12 protein-coding genes and 1 pseudogene are annotated in these 19,813 nt (G+C 66.5%); 3 read left to right on the forward strand and 10 right to left on the reverse strand.

The window, feature by feature from the left end; translation table 11 throughout:
* Positions 1 to 70: 70 nt before the first annotated feature.
* Positions 71 to 712 carry a hypothetical protein gene (locus QZ648_RS15195; RefSeq protein WP_291997550.1) on the reverse strand — a complete coding sequence of 214 codons (642 nt, stop codon included), beginning with the start codon at positions 710 to 712 and terminating at the stop codon, positions 71 to 73.
* A 373-nt stretch (positions 713 to 1,085) separates the two neighbouring features.
* Here QZ648_RS15195 and QZ648_RS15200 point away from each other — a divergent pair, with 373 nt between their 5' ends.
* The 3 genes from QZ648_RS15200 to QZ648_RS15210 are packed head-to-tail and all read left to right on the forward strand — an operon-like array spanning position 1,086 to position 5,381.
* A complete protein-coding gene (locus QZ648_RS15200; RefSeq protein WP_291997551.1) occupies positions 1,086 to 3,860 on the forward strand; it encodes a nitrate reductase in 2,775 nt (924 codons plus the stop codon).
* Positions 3,861 to 3,880: 20 nt separating this feature from the next.
* Positions 3,881 to 4,891 (forward strand): DNA-binding protein YbiB, encoded by a 1,011-nt coding sequence (ybiB, locus tag QZ648_RS15205; RefSeq protein ID WP_291997552.1) that lies wholly within the window; start codon positions 3,881 to 3,883, stop codon positions 4,889 to 4,891.
* Positions 4,892 to 4,949: 58 nt separating this feature from the next.
* Positions 4,950 to 5,381 carry an NUDIX domain-containing protein gene (locus tag QZ648_RS15210; RefSeq protein ID WP_291997553.1) on the forward strand — a complete coding sequence of 144 codons (432 nt, stop codon included), beginning with the start codon at positions 4,950 to 4,952 and terminating at the stop codon, positions 5,379 to 5,381.
* 6 nt (positions 5,382 to 5,387) lie between these two features.
* Here QZ648_RS15210 and QZ648_RS15215 read toward each other — a convergent pair whose 3' ends face one another.
* From QZ648_RS15215 to QZ648_RS15255, 9 genes and pseudogenes are all read right to left on the reverse strand, one after another.
* Entirely contained in the window at positions 5,388 to 7,133 is a 1,746-nt protein-coding gene (locus tag QZ648_RS15215) for a caspase family protein (protein WP_291997554.1), read from the reverse strand.
* A gap of 115 nt (positions 7,134 to 7,248) precedes the next feature.
* A pseudogene (locus QZ648_RS25035) lies at positions 7,249 to 8,586 on the reverse strand (SUMF1/EgtB/PvdO family nonheme iron enzyme).
* Positions 8,532 to 9,794 (reverse strand): caspase family protein, encoded by a 1,263-nt coding sequence (locus tag QZ648_RS15225; RefSeq protein ID WP_291997555.1) that lies wholly within the window; start codon positions 9,792 to 9,794, stop codon positions 8,532 to 8,534. The pseudogene QZ648_RS25035 and the gene QZ648_RS15225 overlap by 55 nt, the downstream one beginning before the upstream one ends.
* Before the next feature lie 30 nt (positions 9,795 to 9,824).
* Complete coding sequence (locus QZ648_RS15230) at positions 9,825 to 11,087, reverse strand: DUF4384 domain-containing protein (RefSeq protein WP_291997556.1); 1,263 nt, start codon at positions 11,085 to 11,087, stop codon at positions 9,825 to 9,827.
* A 66-nt stretch (positions 11,088 to 11,153) separates the two neighbouring features.
* Complete coding sequence (locus QZ648_RS15235; RefSeq protein ID WP_291997557.1) at positions 11,154 to 11,840, reverse strand: OmpA family protein; 687 nt, start codon at positions 11,838 to 11,840, stop codon at positions 11,154 to 11,156.
* 50 nt (positions 11,841 to 11,890) lie between these two features.
* On the reverse strand, positions 11,891 to 13,309 hold the full coding sequence (locus QZ648_RS15240) for a DUF4384 domain-containing protein (RefSeq protein WP_291997558.1): 1,419 nt from the start codon (positions 13,307 to 13,309) through the stop codon (positions 11,891 to 11,893).
* Between the two features lie 103 nt (positions 13,310 to 13,412).
* Complete coding sequence (locus tag QZ648_RS15245) at positions 13,413 to 15,122, reverse strand: SUMF1/EgtB/PvdO family nonheme iron enzyme (RefSeq protein ID WP_291997559.1); 1,710 nt, start codon at positions 15,120 to 15,122, stop codon at positions 13,413 to 13,415.
* 266 nt (positions 15,123 to 15,388) lie between these two features.
* The gene (locus QZ648_RS15250) at positions 15,389 to 18,487 is read right to left on the reverse strand and encodes a hypothetical protein (RefSeq protein ID WP_291997560.1); all 3,099 of its coding nucleotides are present in this window, start codon (positions 18,485 to 18,487) and stop codon (positions 15,389 to 15,391) included.
* The gene (locus tag QZ648_RS15255) at positions 18,484 to 19,662 is read right to left on the reverse strand and encodes an AAA family ATPase (RefSeq protein ID WP_291997561.1); all 1,179 of its coding nucleotides are present in this window, start codon (positions 19,660 to 19,662) and stop codon (positions 18,484 to 18,486) included. The genes QZ648_RS15250 and QZ648_RS15255 overlap by 4 nt, the downstream gene beginning before the upstream one ends.
* Positions 19,663 to 19,813: the final 151 nt, after the last annotated feature.

A 19,813-nucleotide genomic window follows, 5' to 3' on the forward strand; every position in this document is an offset into this window, starting at 1 on the left:
TGGGTTAGAAGCCCATTCGGGCCATTAAAAAACAACAAGCTGCCAGATGACTGGCCGTTCGCAAGCGCGTTCAGCCGGCGATGAATCCCTGTTTCTTCAATTCGCCATCAATGAGGCCCGCGACCTCCTTGATCAGTTGCTGACGGGAATCCGGACTTACCGATTCGGTGGTCATCGTCCACAGCATCTTCCCGCCTGGGATTTGGTAAAGAATCGTCTCGATCATGTACTTGCTCTCCTGATAGGTATAGCCGGGAACGGTATATACCGAAGCGTAGGCAAAGGTGCCATAGCCGTAGAAAGACCCGTATGGCCCGAGCATCGTCGGCGCCAGATAGGTCTGTGGCGGCATATAGACATTCTCTTTATCCACCGAGGCCAGGCGCGCCGTCAGCGCACCGTCGAAGCCTTCCTTCTGAAGACGCGCGGCGATCGCTTTCTCGTTCTGCGCGTTGATCTCCTTCGCCTCCGGGAAAAGCGTATAGCTCGGCACCGCCTGCGTGCCCTTGGGAAACGACGCCGCCAGACGATCCTCGGCCGTGCGCCGGGTGGCGTCTTCGCTCGCCGCGACGTAGATCAGGATCTTCTTGAGCGCCGCGCCGTGATAGCCCGGATCGCGCCACTCGGAGATCACCGAAGTCGATGAACAGGCGACCAGCAGAGCCGTGAGAAGCGCGGCAAACAGGGTGCGGCGGAGCAGGCTGAAGCGCATGGCATATTTCCAGATTGAGTGAATTGGGGAAAGAAGTATAGCCCAGGGTTTGTCACCCGGCGACCGGGTGAGGCAGTGAGTATTTTCTCGAGTTCCCCGTGTTTGGGAAGAATTGCAGGCCAGATATCAGAACTTGGCGAATTTCCACGGCTGGAAATACTCCGCCATTCGATAATGTAGCGCGCACGGACAAAATGAGAAGCGGCGGACTCGCCGGCGCAATTCCCCACCGCCCCGTATCAAGGCACGCACTTGCCTACGGCGCACCACAAAAGGGGGCGCCCGCAGCGACCGCCTGCGTGTCACGCCCTCCAGATCAACCACTTGCAGCCATGGCACGGCTGTTGCTTTGCACAAGCAGGAGCAGGAAACCATGCACAAACAAGTCAAATCCACCTGTTGTTACTGCGGCGTCGGCTGCGGGCTGCTGATCGAGACCGACAAGGACCGCATCGTCGGCGTGCGCGGCGACCCCGAGCACCCGGCCAACCTTGGCCGCCTGTGCACCAAGGGTGCCTCGCTGCACCTCACGGCGCGCCCCGACTATCGCCTGCTGCATCCCGAGCTGCGCCGTCAACGCCAGCTTCCGCGCCAGCGCGTCGGCTGGGAGCAGGCACTCGACCATGCCGCCGAGCGCTTCGCCGAAATCATCGCCGCGCACGGCCCGGACAGCGTTGCCTTCTACATTTCCGGACAGCTGCTCACCGAGGACTACTACGTTTTCAACAAGCTCGCCAAAGGGTTGATCGGCACCAACAACGTCGACACCAACTCGCGCCTGTGCATGTCGTCGGCGGTGGCCGGCTACAAGCAGACGCTCGGCGCCGACGCGCCACCGTGCTGCTACGAAGACATCGCCGCCACTGACTGCCTGCTCATCGCCGGCGCCAACCCGGCGGTCGCCCATCCCATCGTCTTCCGCCGCATCGAAGATGCGCGCGCCGCCAATCCCGATCTGCGCATCATCGTCGTCGACCCGCGGCGCAGTGAAACCGCCGCCATCGCCGACCTGCATCTGCCGCTCAAGCCAGGCACCGACATTGCCCTTTACAACGGCCTGCTGCACGTGCTGCTCGCCGAGGAACTGGTCGATCGCAACTACATTGCCGCGCACACCGAGGGCTTCGCCGCGCTGGAACAGACGGTCGCGGCTTTTCCGCCGGCGGTGGTGGCCGAAATCTGCGCCCTCGCCGAGGCCGAGATCATCCAGGCCGCGCGCTGGTTCGGCAAGTCGGCGGCAGCGCTGTCGCTGTACTGCCAGGGCCTCAACCAGTCCTCGCACGGTACGCACAACAATGCCGCGCTGATCCACCTGCACCTGGCCACCGGGCAGATCGGCCGGCCCGGCGCCGGCCCCTTCTCGCTGACCGGGCAACCGAACGCCATGGGTGGCCGCGAAGTCGGCGGCCTGGCCAACCTGCTTTCCGCACATCGCGACCTCGCCAACCCCGAACACCGCGCCGAAGTCGCACGCCTGTGGGGCCTGCCCTCGGTTCCCGCGCAGCCCGGCAAGGCAGCGGTGGAACTCTTTGCCGCACTCAAGCGCGGCGAGATCAAGGCGGTATGGATCGCGTGCACCAACCCGGCGCAATCGCTCCCCGACCAGAGCGAAGTGCGCGCCGCCCTCGAGGCTGCTGACTTCGTCGTCCTCCAGGAAGCATTCGCCAATACCGACACCGCGGCCTACGCCGACCTGATGTTGCCGGCAACCACCTGGGGAGAAAAGGAAGGCACGGTCACCAACTCCGAGCGCTGCATCACCCACATCACGCCTGCGGTGTCGCGGCCGGGTGAAGCGCGGCCCGACTGGGAAATAGTCGTCGACTTCGCACACCGGCTCGGGGCCCGGTTCGGCCAGCCGCTGACCGGGCAGCTGTTTCCCTACGCCAGTCCCGAGGCGATCTTCAACGAGCATCGCGAGAGCACACGCGGCCGCGATCTCGACATCACCGGCCTGAGCTATGCGCTACTCGACAGCAGCGGAGCGCAGCAGTGGCCGTTCCCCGAAGGGGCGAGCAGTGGCCGCCAGCGCCTTTACGCCGACGGCGTTTTCCCGACCCCCTCCGGTCGCGCCCGCTTCGTCGCCGTCGAGCACCTGCCGACCGCCGAAAGCACCGACGAGAGGTATCCGATCAGCCTGCTCTCCGGCCGCCTGCGTGACCAATGGCACGGCATGAGTCGCACCGGTACCGTCGCCCGCTTGTTCAATCTCGACGACGAACCGCTGCTCTCGATGCACCCCGCCGACCTGCGCCAGCGCGGCCTGGCCGGCGGCGATGTGGTGCGCGTCGGCAATGCCCGCGGTCAGGTACATGTGCGCGTCAAACCCGACGATGGGCTGGTGCGCGGACGCGCATGGATGCCGATGCACTGGGGCAGCCAGTTCATGAACAGCGCCGGCGTCAACGCGCTCACCCTTTCGGCGTACGACCCGTTCTCGCAGCAACCCGAACTGAAGCATGCCGCCGTCGCTGTCGAGCAGGCCGAGTTGCCGTGGCAACTGGTCGTTCTGCGCAAGGCGGGAAGCGGAGAACTGGCGGCGCTGACCCTGCTCGCCAGGGCGCGCAGCCTGCTCCCCGAATTCGCCTTGGCCAGCGTCGGACTCTACGGACGCAGCGAAGCACTGGTGGTGTTCCGCGCGGCACACGGCGAAGCACTCCCCGAATCCCGCCTGCGCGAGATCGACGCGCTGTTCGGCCTTGACGCCGACGCTGCGGCGGCGATCGTTTACGCCGATCAGCGCCGACAGATCAGCAAGCGTGCCCTCGCCCCGGACGGCAAGCTGATCGGCATTCGTCTCGCCGGCGAAACACAGGCGCAGTCGTGGCTCAAGGAGCTGATGGCCGCCGAGGTCGAAGGGCCCGGAGGCAGCGACGGCGCCGCCGCAGGGCTCGATCCGGCGCTCATCCGCTGGGCGCTCGCGCCGATCGGCAAGCGACCGGGAAAGCTGCCACAGCGCAGCCGCGTGGTCTGCAACTGCGCCGACATCAGCGAAGCGCAGATCAAGGCCGACCTCGACGGCGGCGCGACGCTGGCGATACTGCAGGAGAAGCGGAAATGCGGTACCTTCTGCGGATCGTGTCTGCCCGAGTTGCGGCAGATGGTCGCCAGTCAGGCGCAGCGCAGCGCCACTGAAGCGGTGGCCTGAAGACGTATCACGGAGGGAGCATGGCGAAGAGCGAGGAAATGGAAGGAATCGACTTGGCGGCGGTCATCCGGGAGATCGGACGCGGCGCAGCCGGTGCGCGCGACATGCCCTGCGGCGAAGCACAGGCGCTCTACGCCGCGATTCTCGACGACCAGGTGCCAGACCTCGAACAGGGTGCGATCGCCATCGCCCTGCGCATGAAAACCGAGACCATCGACGAGATGGTCGGCTTCCTCGCTGCCGCCAACGAACGCCTGCCGAGCCTGGCTCGACCGGCCGGTCACCTTCGCCCGGTACTCATCCCCACCTATAACGGCGCTCGCCGCAGCGCCAACCTGACTCCCTTGCTGGCGCTGCTCCTGCAGCGCTTCGGCGTGCCGGTGCTGGTACACGGTCTCAGCGCCGACTACGGACGCGTCACCAGCGAGCAAATCTTTGCCGAGTTTGGCCTGCAAGCCTGCAGCAGCCTGGCGCAGGCACAACTGGCGATCGACGAATACGGCCTGGCCTACGTGCCGCTGCCGCTCATCTCTCCCGGCCTCGACCGACAACTCGCCTTGCGCAACCGCCTCGGACTGCGCAACAGCGCCCACAGCCTGGTCAAGATGCTCGACCCCTTCCGCGGCGAAGCCTTGCTGTTGGCTGCGGCGACGCACCCCGACTACATCACCAGCATGCGCGCCGTCCTGAGCGCCGCAGGCGCGCACGCCCTCCTCCTGCGCGGCAGCGAAGGCGAACCTTTCGCCAACCCCAAGCGCCGCCCGCTGATCGAACATCTGCACGACGGCGTCAGCGACATCCTCTTCGAAGCCGAGCGCGACAGCCTCAGGAGCCTGCCGCAACTGCCCGAGACCTGCGATGCCGGCGCCACCGTCGCCTGGATGCACCGCGTCCTCGCCGGCGAAGCCTCGCTACCATTGCCAATCGCCAATCAACTCGCCTGTTGCCTCTACGCCTGCGGCCGGGCCAGCAACTTCAATCACGCGAAAGCGCTGGTGGCCATCGAATGCGCCGGGCTGGCGATTGTCTAGCGCGCGGCCACAACACCCGACAAAGCCCCCAGGCAACACGGAGACACGGAGTACCCACATGAAGCGCCAAAGAGCCACCGTCATCGTCGAGATCGACGGCAAAATCCTGCTCGTCGAAAACCGCGGCGGAATGCTGCTGCTACCCGGCGGCGGCATCAACGCGGACGAATCGCTCGCGCAGGCAGCCGCCCGCGAACTCGCCGAAGAAACCGGCCTGCTCTCCGATGCGCTGCAGTTCCTCTTCAGCCACGAATCGCAGACCAATTGCCACCATGTCTTCCGGGCCAGCGCCAGCGGCGCAGCGCTGGCGGGCGATGACGCCATGGCGCTGCATTTCTTCGCGCACGGAGATCTGCCGCTCAGCGCCAGGATGTCGCCGGCAACCCGACAGATCATTGCGCGCTTCGCGAGCACTCGCGAGCAAGGCCAGGGGCCGGAAAAACGGCCGCCAGGAATGTCGCCGGCCGTGATGGCCGATAGCAGCGCCTGAAGAACTTCAGCGGCAAGCGCCCTCCCCCGGCGGGCCGTCGGCCTGCCCGCTCGATCGCGACAGCGCGCGCAATTCCGCGTGCGCAAAACTGAACTCGCCTTTCCGGTCGGCGAGCATGCCTTCGATGATCGCCAGCCGCGGGTCGCTCGGCTCGACCTTCTGCAGCCCGAACAGCCGCTCGATTCCCGCCGGTGGGCGGTCGAAAGCAAAGGCGAAAAGCAGGTCCATGCCGGGTGGGTCGCTCACCCTGACCCGGTCGTACGGACCCGATCCGGGAATCGCACGCGGCTTGCCGGCGGGCAGGGGCTGGGTCTCGCTGGCGGTGTAGGGGTAGAGCACCGAGACCAGGCCCGCGGCGTCGACATTGAGCAGCAGCAGCGTGCTCGCCCGCTGCGGCTTGACCACGAAGTGGATACACTCGCCGATCCGGAAATTGCCGCCGAAGGTCGCCGGTTGCACCTCAAAGTCGAGCAACCCGCGGCTACCCTGCTGCCCCAGCTCGTGCAGGCGCCTGGCCCAGGCCAGTTGCTGAACGCGGCTCACCAGTCGCTGCGGCTCGGCGGCGGGAACCTCGCCGAGTGCGTCGCCGCCAGCGGAGTAGAGAGCGAACCTCGTGCCCTCCTGGCGCACGACGAGTTCGGCGCCGCTGGCCGAAGCCGCCAGCAGCTCGACGCCGCGGATACGCTGCAAGGCCGCGAGCGCAGCGCCATCGAGGCCGACCGCCGCCAGCTGGAGTGTCGTCGTCGCGGCCGGCCGGCGCGCGGCGCTGCTGACGCGCTGGCCAAGGAAAGCGCGCTGTGCCAGCCCGCGCGAATCCTCGGCGACGTTGGGCAGGCGCTGCGGGCTGTGGCCGTAGGCGCGATCGGCCATGAAGCCGCTGACCGCGGCGTGGATCTCGGCCCAGCTCAGGAAGCCGTCACGGTCGTAATCGGCGTCGACGCTGCCGTCGAGCACGCGCAGCAGCGCGTCGGCCAGCGCTCCGTGCGGCTTGCCGTCGACCGTCGGGTAACTTGGCAGCCACTCCGTCGGGATGTCACGCGCGACCTCTCCCTCGGCCGCCGCCGACAGCCAGGCCGTTTCGCTATAGGGATAAGGCGATGGCGGCGTCGCCGGCCCCGCGGCGGCGCGCGCCAGGTCGCGCAAGAGTTCCGGCCCCGGCAGCGGGATGAACTTGCCGGGCAACGAGCCGCGTTCACCGAAGACGCTGCGCACCTGGTTCCCCGAGTAGCAGGAATCGGAAACCACCCACAGGCGCCGACCGCCGGCTTCGAGACGCTCGATGATCGGTTTCAGGTCACTGCGCCCGACGATCAGTCCGTCGACGGGCCGTGCCGCAGCGGGATCGTAGTCGGCAGGCACCATCGCCCCGCTGCCTTGCGGCAGCGGCGGCGCGAGACGCGAATCGAGCGCGCTGGTGCCGTGCCCCGAGTAGAAGACGAACACGTCATCCCCGGGCGAGCTGCGTTTTTCGAGCGCGCGCAGCTCGTCGAGCATCGCCGCGCGCGTCGCTTGCCGGTCGACCAGCGTGCGGATGTTGCCGGGCAGAAAACCCCAGCGTTCGATCAACACCGCGCGCAGCGCCGCCACGTCATTGACCGGGCCCTGCAGCGGCCCCTGCGGCGAAACGAGGTGCGGATAATCGGCGATGCCGATCAACAGCGCGATGCGCTTGTCGACCGCCGAGGCGGCCGTGGCGCCGGTCAGGAGAGCAAACGCCGTGGCAAGCAGGATGGCGCGAACCGATGTCGGCATGATGGGCCTCCGGGTGGCGCTCAGTTTCGCGTTGGGCGCCTCGTTGCAGCTACGCGGGAATCGGCTGAAGGGGTAAAAGCGTAAGCGTCTCAAGGGGCAAGCTTCCTGCGCTGCGCTACGGAAGCGCCCTGGCGAGACGGAAACCGCCGATCATGTTCTGATCCGCCGGCGCGAACCAGTGACGGATGGCAGTACGGGCATCCTGTGGATTATTGTTCCACGAGCCGCCGCGCATAACGCGTGCCTCACACCTTTCGCCGTTCCAGGCACTGCCGTCGGCGGGCACGCCCGCATAGCCGTCCCGATAGCAGTCCTGCACCCACTCCCAAACGTTGCCGATCACGTCGTGTAGCTTAAAGGCATTGGCCTTGAACCCGCCGACCGGGGCGGGCCGATCACCGCGCCCTTGGCTACCCGATTCCCGAAAGTTGGCGTGGCCACTTCCCGGCTGCTCGCCCCAGGGGTAGGCGGAGCGGCTGCCCGCTCGCGCCGCATACTACCACTCGGCCTCCGACAGCAGCCGATAGCGCTTGCCGGTCTCCTTCGACAACCAGACCAAATAGGTCTGCGCGTCATCCCAGCCTACCTCGACAACTGGCTGCGTGCCGCGACCCCAACCCCAGTCGTATGGCTTGTGACGACAGCCACCCGCGGCCACACAGGCGTCCCACTCATCGAAAGTCACTTCGTACTTGCCGGCGGCGAAGGGACGGGCGATCGTCACCGAGTGCTGCGGCCCCTCATCCCGGTCACGACCCGCTTCGCTCTCTGGCGAGCCCATGACGAACGCGCCGGCCGGAATCACCACCATCTCGGGACAGTCACTACAGTCGCGAAACACCTTGCCCGGCGGATAATCGGACGGCTGGCCAGCGGGCGCCGTCGGCGCGCTGGCCGCAACTGTCGCCTGCGAAGCCACCGGCGGCTGCACCGGCCGCGCGATTTCCTGCTGCGCCCAATCCGCGTAGCGTCCCTGCGGGTAGCGCGCCAAATAGGCTTCGTACGCCGAGCGGCTGTTCCCCTGCCGCGCCTGCTGCCAGGCGGCGTCCTCGTCGGCGCGCGGGTCGGCGACCGGTTTCGGTTCGGCCAGATGCAGCGCGGCGTAGAAGCCGATCTCCTCGGTCGATGGGTGCTGGCCGGCGTTGAGCCGATTGACGCGCTCGCCGACGCGGCGGATCAGCTCGCGGATATCGACCTCGGGTTCCTGCGCCAGGGCCTGCACCAGTTCGCCGGTGAACAGCCCGTTCGGCCGCGTCGGGTGCTTGTCCCTGGCCGTCTCGCCCGGTGCCGCGGCGTAGGCGATCAGCGTGCCGCTCGGTGGGGTGATGCGCTCCAGACCACGCTGGCCCGGGCCCCGTTCGGCTTCGTACCAGCGGTTGTTGCGGCAGGCATCGACGATCAGGAGGCGCGCCCCGGCGCCGCTGGCCTTGAGCCTGTCGGCGATCCAGCGCAGGCGTACTTGCCGGCGGCGAAGGGACGGGCGATCGTCACCGAGTGCTGCGGCCCCTCATCCCGGTCACGACCCGCTTCGCTCTCTGGCGAGCCCATGACGAACGCGCCGGCCGGAATCACCACCATCTCGGGACAGTCACTACAGTCGCGAAACACCTTGCCCGGCGGATAATCGGACGGCTGGCCAGCGGGCGCCGTCGGCGCGCTGGCCGCAACTGTCGCCTGCGAAGCCACCGGCGGCTGCACCGGCCGCGCGATTTCCTGCTGCGCCCAATCCGCGTAGCGTCCCTGCGGGTAGCGCGCCAAATAGGCTTCGTACGCCGAGCGGCTGTTCCCCTGCCGCGCCTGCTGCCAGGCGGCGTCCTCGTCGGCGCGCGGGTCGGCGACCGGTTTCGGTTCGGCCAGATGCAGCGCGGCGTAGAAGCCGATCTCCTCGGTCGATGGGTGCTGGCCGGCGTTGAGCCGATTGACGCGCTCGCCGACGCGGCGGATCAGCTCGCGGATATCGACCTCGGGTTCCTGCGCCAGGGCCTGCACCAGTTCGCCGGTGAACAGCCCGTTCGGCCGCGTCGGGTGCTTGTCCCTGGCCGTCTCGCCCGGTGCCGCGGCGTAGGCGATCAGCGTGCCGCTCGGTGGGGTGATGCGCTCCAGACCACGCTGGCCCGGGCCCCGTTCGGCTTCGTACCAGCGGTTGTTGCGGCAGGCATCGACGATCAGGAGGCGCGCCCCGGCGCCGCTGGCCTTGAGCCTGTCGGCGATCCAGCGCAGGCTGACGGCGCGATAACGCAGGTCCGCCGGGTCGGTAATCTTGCTGCCGACCGGGATCAGCCAGTTGTCGCCGCCGCGCCCGACGCCGTGGCCGGCGTAGTAGAACAGTGCCACGTCGGCGCCACGGCTGGCGTCGGCGAACTTCTGCACGACCTGCTCCATGCCGCGCTGGTCGAGGTCGCGCGGCTTCGGCGAGATGACCGAGAAGCCGAGCTTGCCGAGCGCCGCGCCGACGTCGTCCGCATCCTGGCGCGGCGTGTCGAGACGCTCGGCGCCGTCGTACGCGCCGTTGCCGATGACCAGCGCGACGCGCCGCTCGACCGCCTGAACCCCGTCGACGAGGACTCCCGCCAGCACCACGAACAACAGCGCGCCAAGCAGCACGCGTAAACGCCGCTCCCGACCATCAACCGTTGCAAGCCGCTTACGGCCCTCTCCCATGTCTCCTTCCCTTCCCGTGTTCCGGAGCCGTTATTCCCCGACGCGGATGTCGATCGGCGTCAGGTTCTCCCCGCCAGGCAGCGCTTTCGGTATCGGCCGACCCTCGAAATAGAGGGCGATCTCGCGTTGGCGACGGACCGTCAAACCGCGGTACTCCTTGCCATTGGCCTTGTTCCAGCGTGCCAGTTGCAGGGGTACGCGATGATGCTCGCCGGCGTTGATCACCTTGAGCAGCGTCGAGCTCTGCAGGTTGCCCGCCCCGACGTTATAGGTGAAGTCACACAGGGCGGCGTACTGCCCGTCGCTCAGCTCGATGTTGACCAGTCTCGTCACCGCCGATTGCGCGCCACTCATGTCCGCGACGAGCAGCGTTTCGCCCTGTGGTTCGCTGACGCCGTTGCGGAAGTCGGCCGGTTCGCTGCCGTCGCACGGCGCCTTGTGGATCAGGTGGCCATAGGCAATGGTGCAATAGCCTGCCGGATCATTGTACAGACGCGACACGAAGCCTTCCGAAAGCTTGGTCAGCCGGATTCCCTTGTCGTAAACCGGGCGCAATTGGCCTCCCCTGGGCAGCGGCAGTTCGCGCTCCGGGTCGAGCAGGATGCCCGGGACCAGGCGCTCGGCGAGCGGCAAGCCGCCCGACTCCGGCGCCATGGCCGCCGCGTCGCAAGGGCCGCTGGCCGCGCAGACCAGTGCATAGGCCATGCCACCGAGCAGCGGCGCGGCACGCGGCGTCACCGCGAAGCTCTTCGTCGCCAGATTTTCGAGCTGGCGGCGACTGCTGGCCGAGAGCAGTGCAAACTGCTCGTGCATCCGGCCTTGCACGTCGCGCTCACCGGCGCCGTCCTGGTAGAAGTCCAGTGGCTCCGTGCTGAGGAAAGCGGCGACCAGCGTCGGGCCGTAGGGTTTCGTTGCCTTCAGGTCGAACTTCATTTTTTCCGTCGGAATGCCGAAAGCGCCGGCGGCAACGCGGTTGTCGCTGTGATGGCGGTTGGGAAACAGCACCGTCGGCACGTCGTCGGGACCGACGCTGACCACATTGAGGTAGCCCGCGGACGGCACATCGACAGTCACTACCAGGAGGTCGCCATCGCGCAGCGAGCTCTTGTTCAGTCGTACGGCCAGGCCGCCGGCCAGGGCAGCGGCCTCCTCGGTAGTGCGGCGGAAGGACTCGCTGGCGGGCCGCGCGTTATCGACTGCGGCGCCCTGCTCGGCAGCGAGGACGGGCGGCGCCAGCACCAGCGACCCGATGATGACCCAGGGCCGCAGCCCGCGACCAACTCCCTTGCTCATTCTTCTCCCCCTTTTCCGTTCAGACCGTAGTGCGTTCATGGCTCTGCGCGCCAGTATAGGGCAGGGTCAGGGCTGCCCGGTTTTCTGCAGGCCGGCGAACCTGCGGATCTCGACGCGCCGGTTGACCGCCGCGCGTGGCTGCAGCGGATCCTTGAGCTTCTCGAAACCGAAACCCATCGGCACCAGGCGATCGGCATCGATGCCGTGCTGTACGACCAGGTAGCGGCGCGCGGAGAGCGCACGCTCGCACGACAGGCGGTCGTTGTAATCGGCGCCGCCGTCGACGTCGGTGTGGCCGGCGAAAACGAACTGTTGCGTTCGCAAGCCCGGATCCAGCAGCGCCCGCGCCAGTTCGTCGAGTTGGACCCTGCCCGCGGCCAGCAGCGCTGCCTCGCCATAGGCGAAGGCAATATCGAGATCGACTGTCGGCGCTGCCTCAACGTAGAGGTTGCGGGTCAGCAGCTCGCCGCGCTGGCCGGATTTCGCCAGCAGCCGCCGATTCAGATCAGCGTCGCAGACGCGCGTCGCCGCATCCGGATTGGCCTTCGGCAGAAAACCCTTTGCCGGCAGCGGCGGCCTCTGTTCGAGCGCCGCCAGGATCTGCTCGGCGCTCAACAGGCCATCGTCGGCGACGGCCGGCGCGACGAGGAAAAGAGTGGCGAGGAGCAACGCTGCGCCAACCAGCAGGCAGCCCGCCAGCCCGGTTCGCCAGCGGCCCGGACCTGCGCCACGACGAGTCGTCGAGCTCGCCATGTCAACGTCTCCGGAGCGGCGCCCCTGGCAGCAGGAAAGCGTTGCAGACATCAATACTCCTCGATCGCCAGCAGCTCGCTGGCGCCGTAGCGGCCGGGGTCGCCGCTTGCTTCGCCGGTGGCCTCGGCGAACAGGTTCTTCGCCGAAGCCGAGTTCGCCGGCGTGCCATAAAAACCTGTATTACCGATCTTCGCCAGCCCCTTGCGAAAATCGCGCGGCTTCTCCGAGAGCACGGCCAGCAGCCGGGAAGTGCCGGCCGGACCACCCGCCCTGACCCGCCAGCTCGGCCGCGGCAGGTGGACCGTGCTACCGGCGGCGACATGGTTGTTGGCGTCGATGTCGTTCGGAAAGAGCAGGTCGAAGGTCTTGCCGTCGCTGCCGACGTGCAGCACGCTGAGGTAGCCTGCCTGCTGCGTGCTGACCTCGAATTCGAGCCGGTCCTGCCCGATCTTCATCCGCTGTTTCGTGACCCGCAGCGCGACGCGCACGGTCGGCGACGCCGCGCTGCGGATGCCCTGCAGTACTGCGCCGGCATCGATCAACGCCGGCTTGGCAGCGGCCCCCGCGGCGAGGTAGGCGAGCGGCAACTCCTGGTTGCCTTCGAGTGCAATGTGCTGGTCGAAGCGCTGGTGATCGAGCCACTCCTGCGCGCAGCTGCGTAACTCGGCGCCGCGGTAGGCGCCATCGCGACCAGGGCCGCTTGTCGCCTGCAGGCAGCCAAGCCAGGCGACCGTCGCCGCGCTGCCGGCACTGGTCGCGAAAGCCACCTCGCTGTCGGACGCGGCGGCCACGTAGAGCAGGTTCGCGCCGCGTTCGGCGGCGGTCGGCACGATGTTCTTGGCAAACTTCATGTTCAGCGCCTGCCCGCACTGGTAATCGCCGCTCGCCGCCGCCAGCTTGAAGAATTTCGCCCGCTGCCCGGCGAGCGGCAGCGCCTTGGTCGCCGCGCCACCCGAGAAGCACGAATCGTTCATCATCACCAGCTGGCCGGCCTTTGTACTCAGCTCGGCGAGCGCCTCTTCGAGCTCGCGGTCCGAGTACACCTGCAGGTCGTGGGTCAGCAGCCCCTCGCTGCACTTGCCGGGATCGCCCGCGATCTGCGTACCGTGTCCCGAGTAATAGACGAAGACGTTATCGCCACGGCCGACCTTGCGCCCCAGTTCGGCAATTGCCGTGCGCATGCCGGCCACCGACAACTGCCGGTCGCTGAGCACTTGCATGTTGCCCCGCGGCACCGCCATCGCCTCGGCGATGGCGAACGCATTGCGCGCATCGACGTCGATGCCGGGCAGGTTGGCGGTCGGATCGGCGTACTCGCCGATGGTCATGATCAGCGCGTGGTTGGCAGCTTCGGCGGCGGGCGTCGCGAGGGTACTGAGCAGCGCCAGCACAACCATCGTCGATCCGGCCATCCGGCGAAGGGCGTCGCACCCGTTGGGCGGCAAGGCCTTTGCTTTCCGGTGGATCATCGCAGGTCTCCTGGAAGGATGAGCGACAGGCTGGATTCGAGGCCAGGCCTGGCGCAAGGGGTAAAGGCGTAAAGGGTTCAAGGGCAAAGCTTCCTGCGCTGCGCTACGGAAGCGTCCTGGCGAGACGGAAACCGCCGTCGCCGTCCCGGCTCGCCGGCGCGATCCTGTCGCGGTTGGCAGAACGGGCGTAATGTGGTCTGATGTTCCACGAGCCGCCGCGCAGGACGCGCGCCTCACACTTGCCGCCTTCCCGCGCGCTGCCGTCGGCCGGCGCCCCGGTGTAGCTGTCCTGGTAGCAGTCCTGGACCCATTCCCAGACGTTGCCGAGCATGTCGTAAAGGCCGAAGCGGTTCGCCTGGTAGCTGGCCACCGGCGCCGGGAACCAGTAGCCGTCGCTGCAGTCGTGCTTTAGTTCCCAGGATGTGCCTTCGTAGGTCGTATTGTCGGCCACGTTGGCATGGCTGCAGGCGTCCTTCGGATTCTCGCCCCAGGGACGCGCGGTCTTGCCGCCCGCCCGCGCCGCATATTCCCATTCGGCCTCGCTCGGCAGCCGGTAGCCCTGGCCGGTCTCTTTCGCCAGCCACTGCACGTAGGCGCGGGCATCGTCCCAGCTCACGCAGGCGACCGGCTGCTGCTCGCCCTGCGCATAGCCCGGTTCGCTCCACTTCCGCCCGGCCCGCCAGTCCCACTTCCCGTCACCCTTGTCCCAGGCATAGCAGCCCTTGCCGGTGTCCTTCTCGGCGCTGGTGCGGTAGCCGCTCGCCTCCACGAAGCGGCCAAACTCGCCAACGGTCAGCTCCTTGCGACCGAGCGCAAACGCCTTGCCGATGCGCACCTGATGTTGCGGCCCTTCGTCCTTGCCGCGCCCTTCTTCGCTCGCCGGCGAGCCCATGCTGAATTCGCCCGCCGGAATCGCCACCATCTCGGGACAGTCAGGGCAGTCGCGGAACACTGTGCCGGACGCATAGGCTGCCCTTGCGGCAAGCGGCGGCGCAGTCACCACGGGCGCATGCGCTGGCGCTTCGTCAACCGGTGGGCGGAAATAGAAATCGCCGATCGCCTGATCGTAGAGTGCCGGTACCTGCTCGTGGCCGACCGTTCTGGCCAGCCGCACCACCTCACTGCGCACATTGCGCAGAACCTGGCTCACCGGCACCCCCGGCCTGCTCATCTGCTTGAGGAACTCGCGCGCAAACAGGCCATTCGGGTTGCGGTCCTGCTCATTGAGCCGGTCCAGCGCCTGCTGCCCGGTGCCGGCCGCGTAAATCACCATCTGCCCGGTAGCCGGCGCGGTCGCCGCCAGTCCGCGCCCGCCAATGGCCTTTCCCAGCCCCTTGAACGGGTTGTCGCGGCAGGCGTCGATGATCGCCAGAGAGAAGCGGGCTTTCTGATCGTGCAGGTCGTCGAGCACTCGCTGCAGCCCGACCGCATCGTCGCGAACCTGGTCTGCAGTCTGCCCCCCGATGTCGACCGGCAGCAGGAAATTCTCACCGGAGAGCTGCACCCCGTGCCCGGAAAAATAAAACACCGCTTCATCGCCGCCAACGAGCTGCGCCTTGAATGCACGCAGCGCCCGCTCCATGGCTTTCTGGTCGACATCCAGCTTGAGCGTCACGACGAAACCCGCAGCCTCCAGTGCCTTGGCCAGCGCCCGGGCATCGGCGCGCGCGTTGTCCAGTTTCGGGACCTGGCGATAGCTGTCATTGCCGATCACCAGCGCCAGCCGCTGGCTGCGGCCCTCGACGATCAGATTGCGCGCATCAGCGGCGGCGACTGGCTGCAGCGCGCCTGACCAGAGAAGTGTCATCACCATCAACAGCCGCCACGAAACCATATCGCCCTCCCCCGTCTATCGACTCCGCGCGCCTCGCCACGTCGGCGCCCTCATTGGCAATCCCGCGCACCGCCGGTGGATTGTCGCGGCTAAAGGCTTACAAGGGCAAGCGGGTTTAGAGCGAAGTGCAGTAGGGAAGCGTGACCTGCCAGGCGCCGGCCAGCGTTTTTTGCCCGCTGGTCCATGCAGCGACGCTATCTGGCGAGAGAGGGCATGCGAATCGGCTCAGAGCAACTTCAGCCACGTCATTTCCGCCGGCGCGGGGGCCTCGCGGGTGCTTCGGGCAGATCGCGGATGCGGCGCAGCCACAAGGCGCTGTCCGGGTCCATGCGTGCGAGCACGGCCTGTGGATCGTCGGCTTCGTCGACTTGCGCCAACGCGACCAACAGGCTCGCCGTTGTCGGCGCTTGCGGCGTGATGTCGGCAGTCAGGAGGCCGGCGACATCACGGAGCAGACCGGGGTCGCGACAATGCTCGGCCAGGCCGGCAACGAATTCGCCAAGCTGGGAGTCGCGGGCTGATTCCTCGGCGCCGATCAGATCCCAAAGCCGACCCAGGCGAGGCAGTGCCGCACGAGCGGCCTCGAAGCCTTCGGCACGTCCATCGCTCTCTCCCCAGAGCGCGACGGCCCTGCCCACTTCGGATATGGCGATACTTATGAAAACGGGTGAATCGCGCACCCGTTCGGCTTGATCTTCGATCAGCGTATCCCACGCTTCCCAGGCCCCTGCGCGTGTGGCGGCGGCCAGCCCTTCGCCAAGCCAGAATTTCGAGCGAGAGTCCTTCTCGTCACGCGCGCTATCGAGATCCCATGCCAGCCATTGTGCAAATGCGGATACGGCTTGCAGCGAAGGGCAGGAAATAGCTGCACGTAGGGCTGCAACTGCCGTGCCAGCAATCTCGAATCCGTCCGCGAGGGCGTATGCCAACTTGAAGCCGGCCAAGGCCTCGGTAAGTGCTTCCCGGTACTGGCCGAGTTGATTGAGAGAATTGGCGGCGACCTTCATGGCCTCCGCTTGTCCAAGCCGATCGCCCGCCCGGGTAGCCCGCACTTTGGCCTCTCGGGCGCTGGCAATGGCTTCCTCGTGACGATCCAACTGGCCAAGCGACCACGCGGCAATTCGCAGGGCAGCGGCTTGTTCGCCGAAAGCACCCGCCTGGGCGGCCAACGCAACTGCCTCTTGGGTGCTGGCAATGGCATCCTCATGACGATTCAACTGGCCAAGCGACCACGCGGCATGCCGCAGGGCTGTAGCTTGTTCGCCGAGATCGCCCGCCTGTACAGCCAGTGCGGCGGCCTCGCGGGCGCCAGCAATGGCCTCTTCATGACGATTCAACTGGCCAAGTGACCAAGCCGCATCCCTCAGGGCTCGTGCATGTTCGCCGTGATCAACTGCCTGGGTGGCCAGCGCCGCTGCCTCGCGGGCGCTGACGACAGCTTCCTCGTGCCGATTCAACTGGCCAAGCGACCAGGCAGCACCTCTCAATGCAGTGGCATGTCCGCCGAGATCGCTCGCCTGGGCAGCCAGCTCCGCGGCCTCGCGAGCGCTGGTAAGAGCTTCGTGGTAGAGACCAGAATTACAAAGGGCCCATGTCCGATCTAGGTGAGCCAGTACCTTGAAGGTCGCGGGCAGTTCCGCCTCACGCAGCTCGCCCACGGTAGTAGCCTCGCAGATCGCGGCGGATTCATTGCGGTGCGCAAGGAACAGCAGGCACTGTTCGTGATGTAGCAAGACCTCAGTCACCGGACCCGCGCTTGTCGCAAGCTGCCGCACAAGCCGCTCGTCCGCCGCTTCAACCAGTCCGAGACGGACAAGAGCCTGGGCTGCAAGCACGGCGGCAATAGCATGAAAGACTGGCGAAGGCGATTCCCAAGCCTCGACCCGGCCAACCAGTCGCTCGGGGCAATTTTCCATTTCGCCCAGCAGATCGTCGACCGGAGCAGGTAGCGCTTCGCCCGCGGCGTCAAGATAGCGTTGCAGGCGAGGGCCGAATTCCAGGAAATAGCTGCTAGACATCGCTGCGCTCGCTTGGCCTTCCCGCACCAGATCGGCGAACAGCCGTGCTTCGGCGTGCCGGCCGGCGTCCAGGTGATTCATGGCCTGGGTCTTTTGTTCGTCGCGCGAGTAGAACGCGCGCAGGAACTCGAGAATGGTGGCCAGCGGCGTCTGCAACGCCGACTGGCTACCCTGGCGCAGGCGATAGAAGTGCACGAAGACCCGGTCCGTGACGCGATACAGGGTTTCGCGGCTGTCCGGAGCCGGCAGGCCGCGGATGATGTCGCTGCGCTGCAGTTCCTGCATGACCCGGGCGATGGTGCTTTGCGCCGGGGCGCCGACGCGCTCGGCCAGTTCGGTCTGCGAGGCCGGTTCGCCACCGCGGATGAGGGCATCGAGCAGGCCCTGGACCAGCGGCGGCAGGTCGTCGATGCGCCGCCGGTAGTAGTCCGACAGCTTGTCCGCCAGGGCCTTCATGGTGTCGGCGACGGTGAGAGCGTCCTGTGTCTCGAGCACCTCGGCCAGCAACTGCGCCAGCCGCGGGTTGCCGCCGATGAAATCGGCCACGGCACGCGCCTTGGCTTCCATCGCCGCGTCCAGCGGCGCCTTCCCCTCGGCCTGGCGGCGGCGGTTGAAATAGGCGATGCAGGTTTCCTCCTCCCAGGGTTCCAGGCGGATCGACTGGAAGGCCTGAAAAAGCGGGCGTTCGTAGTCCATGTCCACCGAGCCAGTGGCGGTGGCGATCAGCATCAGCCGGTTGCTGCGGCGGTCGAGCCACTTGCGCAGACGCTGTTCGGTGGCCGCTTCCTTGAAGACGCTGAAGAGGAGAAAGTCGAAGTTCTCGATGACCACGATGCCCATCCCCTTGCCTGCGGGCAGCGAGCGATCGAGTTCAGCTTCCAGCGCTGCGGTTGCTTCGTCCCACTGCTGCGCTTCCTTCTTCGGCTCCGGCCATTGGAACATGGCGCCCGCCCAGCTGCCGTCCCCGCCACTGCGCAAATCGGCGAGCCGGTGGGCGATGTAGGCGGGCAGTGCGTGCGGGTTACGGGTCAGGTTGTGCTGCTCCTCGGGCAGCAAGACAAATGGAACGGGCAGCTTGCGCGCGGCGGCGAGCTTGCCCGTCTCGATTTGCACCAGGCGGGCGATGAAGGATTTGCCGAAGCCGCGCGGCCCGTAGATGGCCATGTGTTGCAGCGCGCCGGGCGCCGCCTTGAGGCTGCGTTCGACGGCGTCCATGATCCGCTGCGTCTCGACTTCCCGGCCGGTGGCCAGCATTTCTATCGACGCATCGCTCATGCGATGGGTCATGAAGGTCTGCACCAGAGGCGCGGCGGGCGCGGTGCTCATGCGAGCCTCGACCGCTTCCACCACAGCTGCGCCAGCCGCGAGGCGGGCTGCCAGCTCCGGTTACCGTCGGAGTCTTCGCTAAAGCGGATGAAGCCATCCTCGACAAGCATGTCGAGCACGTCGGCCAGGTCGATCCGGGTATAGCCCTCGGGAAGCTCCAGCTCGTCCAGTTGCGTGCCGGTATTTGCGTCGACGATCCGCTTCAACGCCTGGACGACGAGTTGGCTCTGGAGCTTCCTGTCGATCTCGCCGTAGAGCTTGAAGCGTTTGTTGAATTGCTGGTAGAAATCGTCGTGCAACACGGGGCGCACGCGACTGGCGAAGATGTCGGCGAAGGCTTCTCGTGGTGGCGGCTGGTCAACCCCGAGTTCGAGCAGACCCTTGACCAGGAAACTCGGGTAGAGGACACCCGTTTGCGCGATGAATTCGCGCGTGAGCTCCTCTGTCCAGCGCCCCTCGGGCGGGCTCACGGTCGCTTGCCGGACGAAATCGCTTGCTTCGTTCTCGGTGAGTTCCGGCACCTCGAACGGCAACAGATCATTCAGATGATCACGGTTCAAACCGTATTTGCGCGACAAGGCGGTAATGCCGATCGAGCCGGTCAGCAACATCTTCATGCCCGCCCCACGCCATTCACGCATGGCGGCGAGTAGCTGATTGACTTCATCCCGGCCAGCTTCCGGGTTTCGATCGAGCACGTTCTTGAGCAGGAAAGGGAACTCATCGACGATCAGCAGAGGGGCGTCTCTTGTGTCCGTCAGGGCGTCGCGGATGCTGTTGTAGGCCTCTTTCCAGTAGGCAGAAACAACGTTCTCGCCGATTTTCGTGCCCTTCGCCAGGGCCTCCAGCAGATTCTTGATCGGACTGTCCTTGGCGATCAGGCCGAGAGCCCTGCTGGTCAGCTTCGACTCCTGCGGTAAAGCGCGAAACAATTCAGCGAGCAGGTCGGAAATCGTGTGCAGGCCTTGCGCATCGACGAATGCGCAGGGTTTCCTGCTTTGCTGCATCTGCTCGATCACGTATAGCCGCAGCGTCGACTTGCCTATCCGGCGCAAGCCGAACATCTTGACCCCACCGCTGCTCGCCAGCGTGCGCATCAGCCGGTCCTGCAGCTCGGGGCGTTCAAAACGCTGCTCGCCGGTAACGGCGTTTCCGTAAAGTAGGTGAAGAGGCATAGCCAAGCTCCTATCTGTCTGTTTAGATATCTACAGAGGAGCATACATGTTCTTGGCGCTTTAACAGTTATTCGACACGTCAGATATCTGTTTTTATAGATACAAAACGTGTTACTCCAGATAGGCGCTCTGCGCTCAGCGGAGGCTCTCG

It is taken from the genome of Candidatus Accumulibacter sp. ACC012, from assembly GCF_907163155.1.
Lineage (GTDB): Bacteria > Pseudomonadota > Gammaproteobacteria > Burkholderiales > Rhodocyclaceae > Accumulibacter > Accumulibacter delftensis.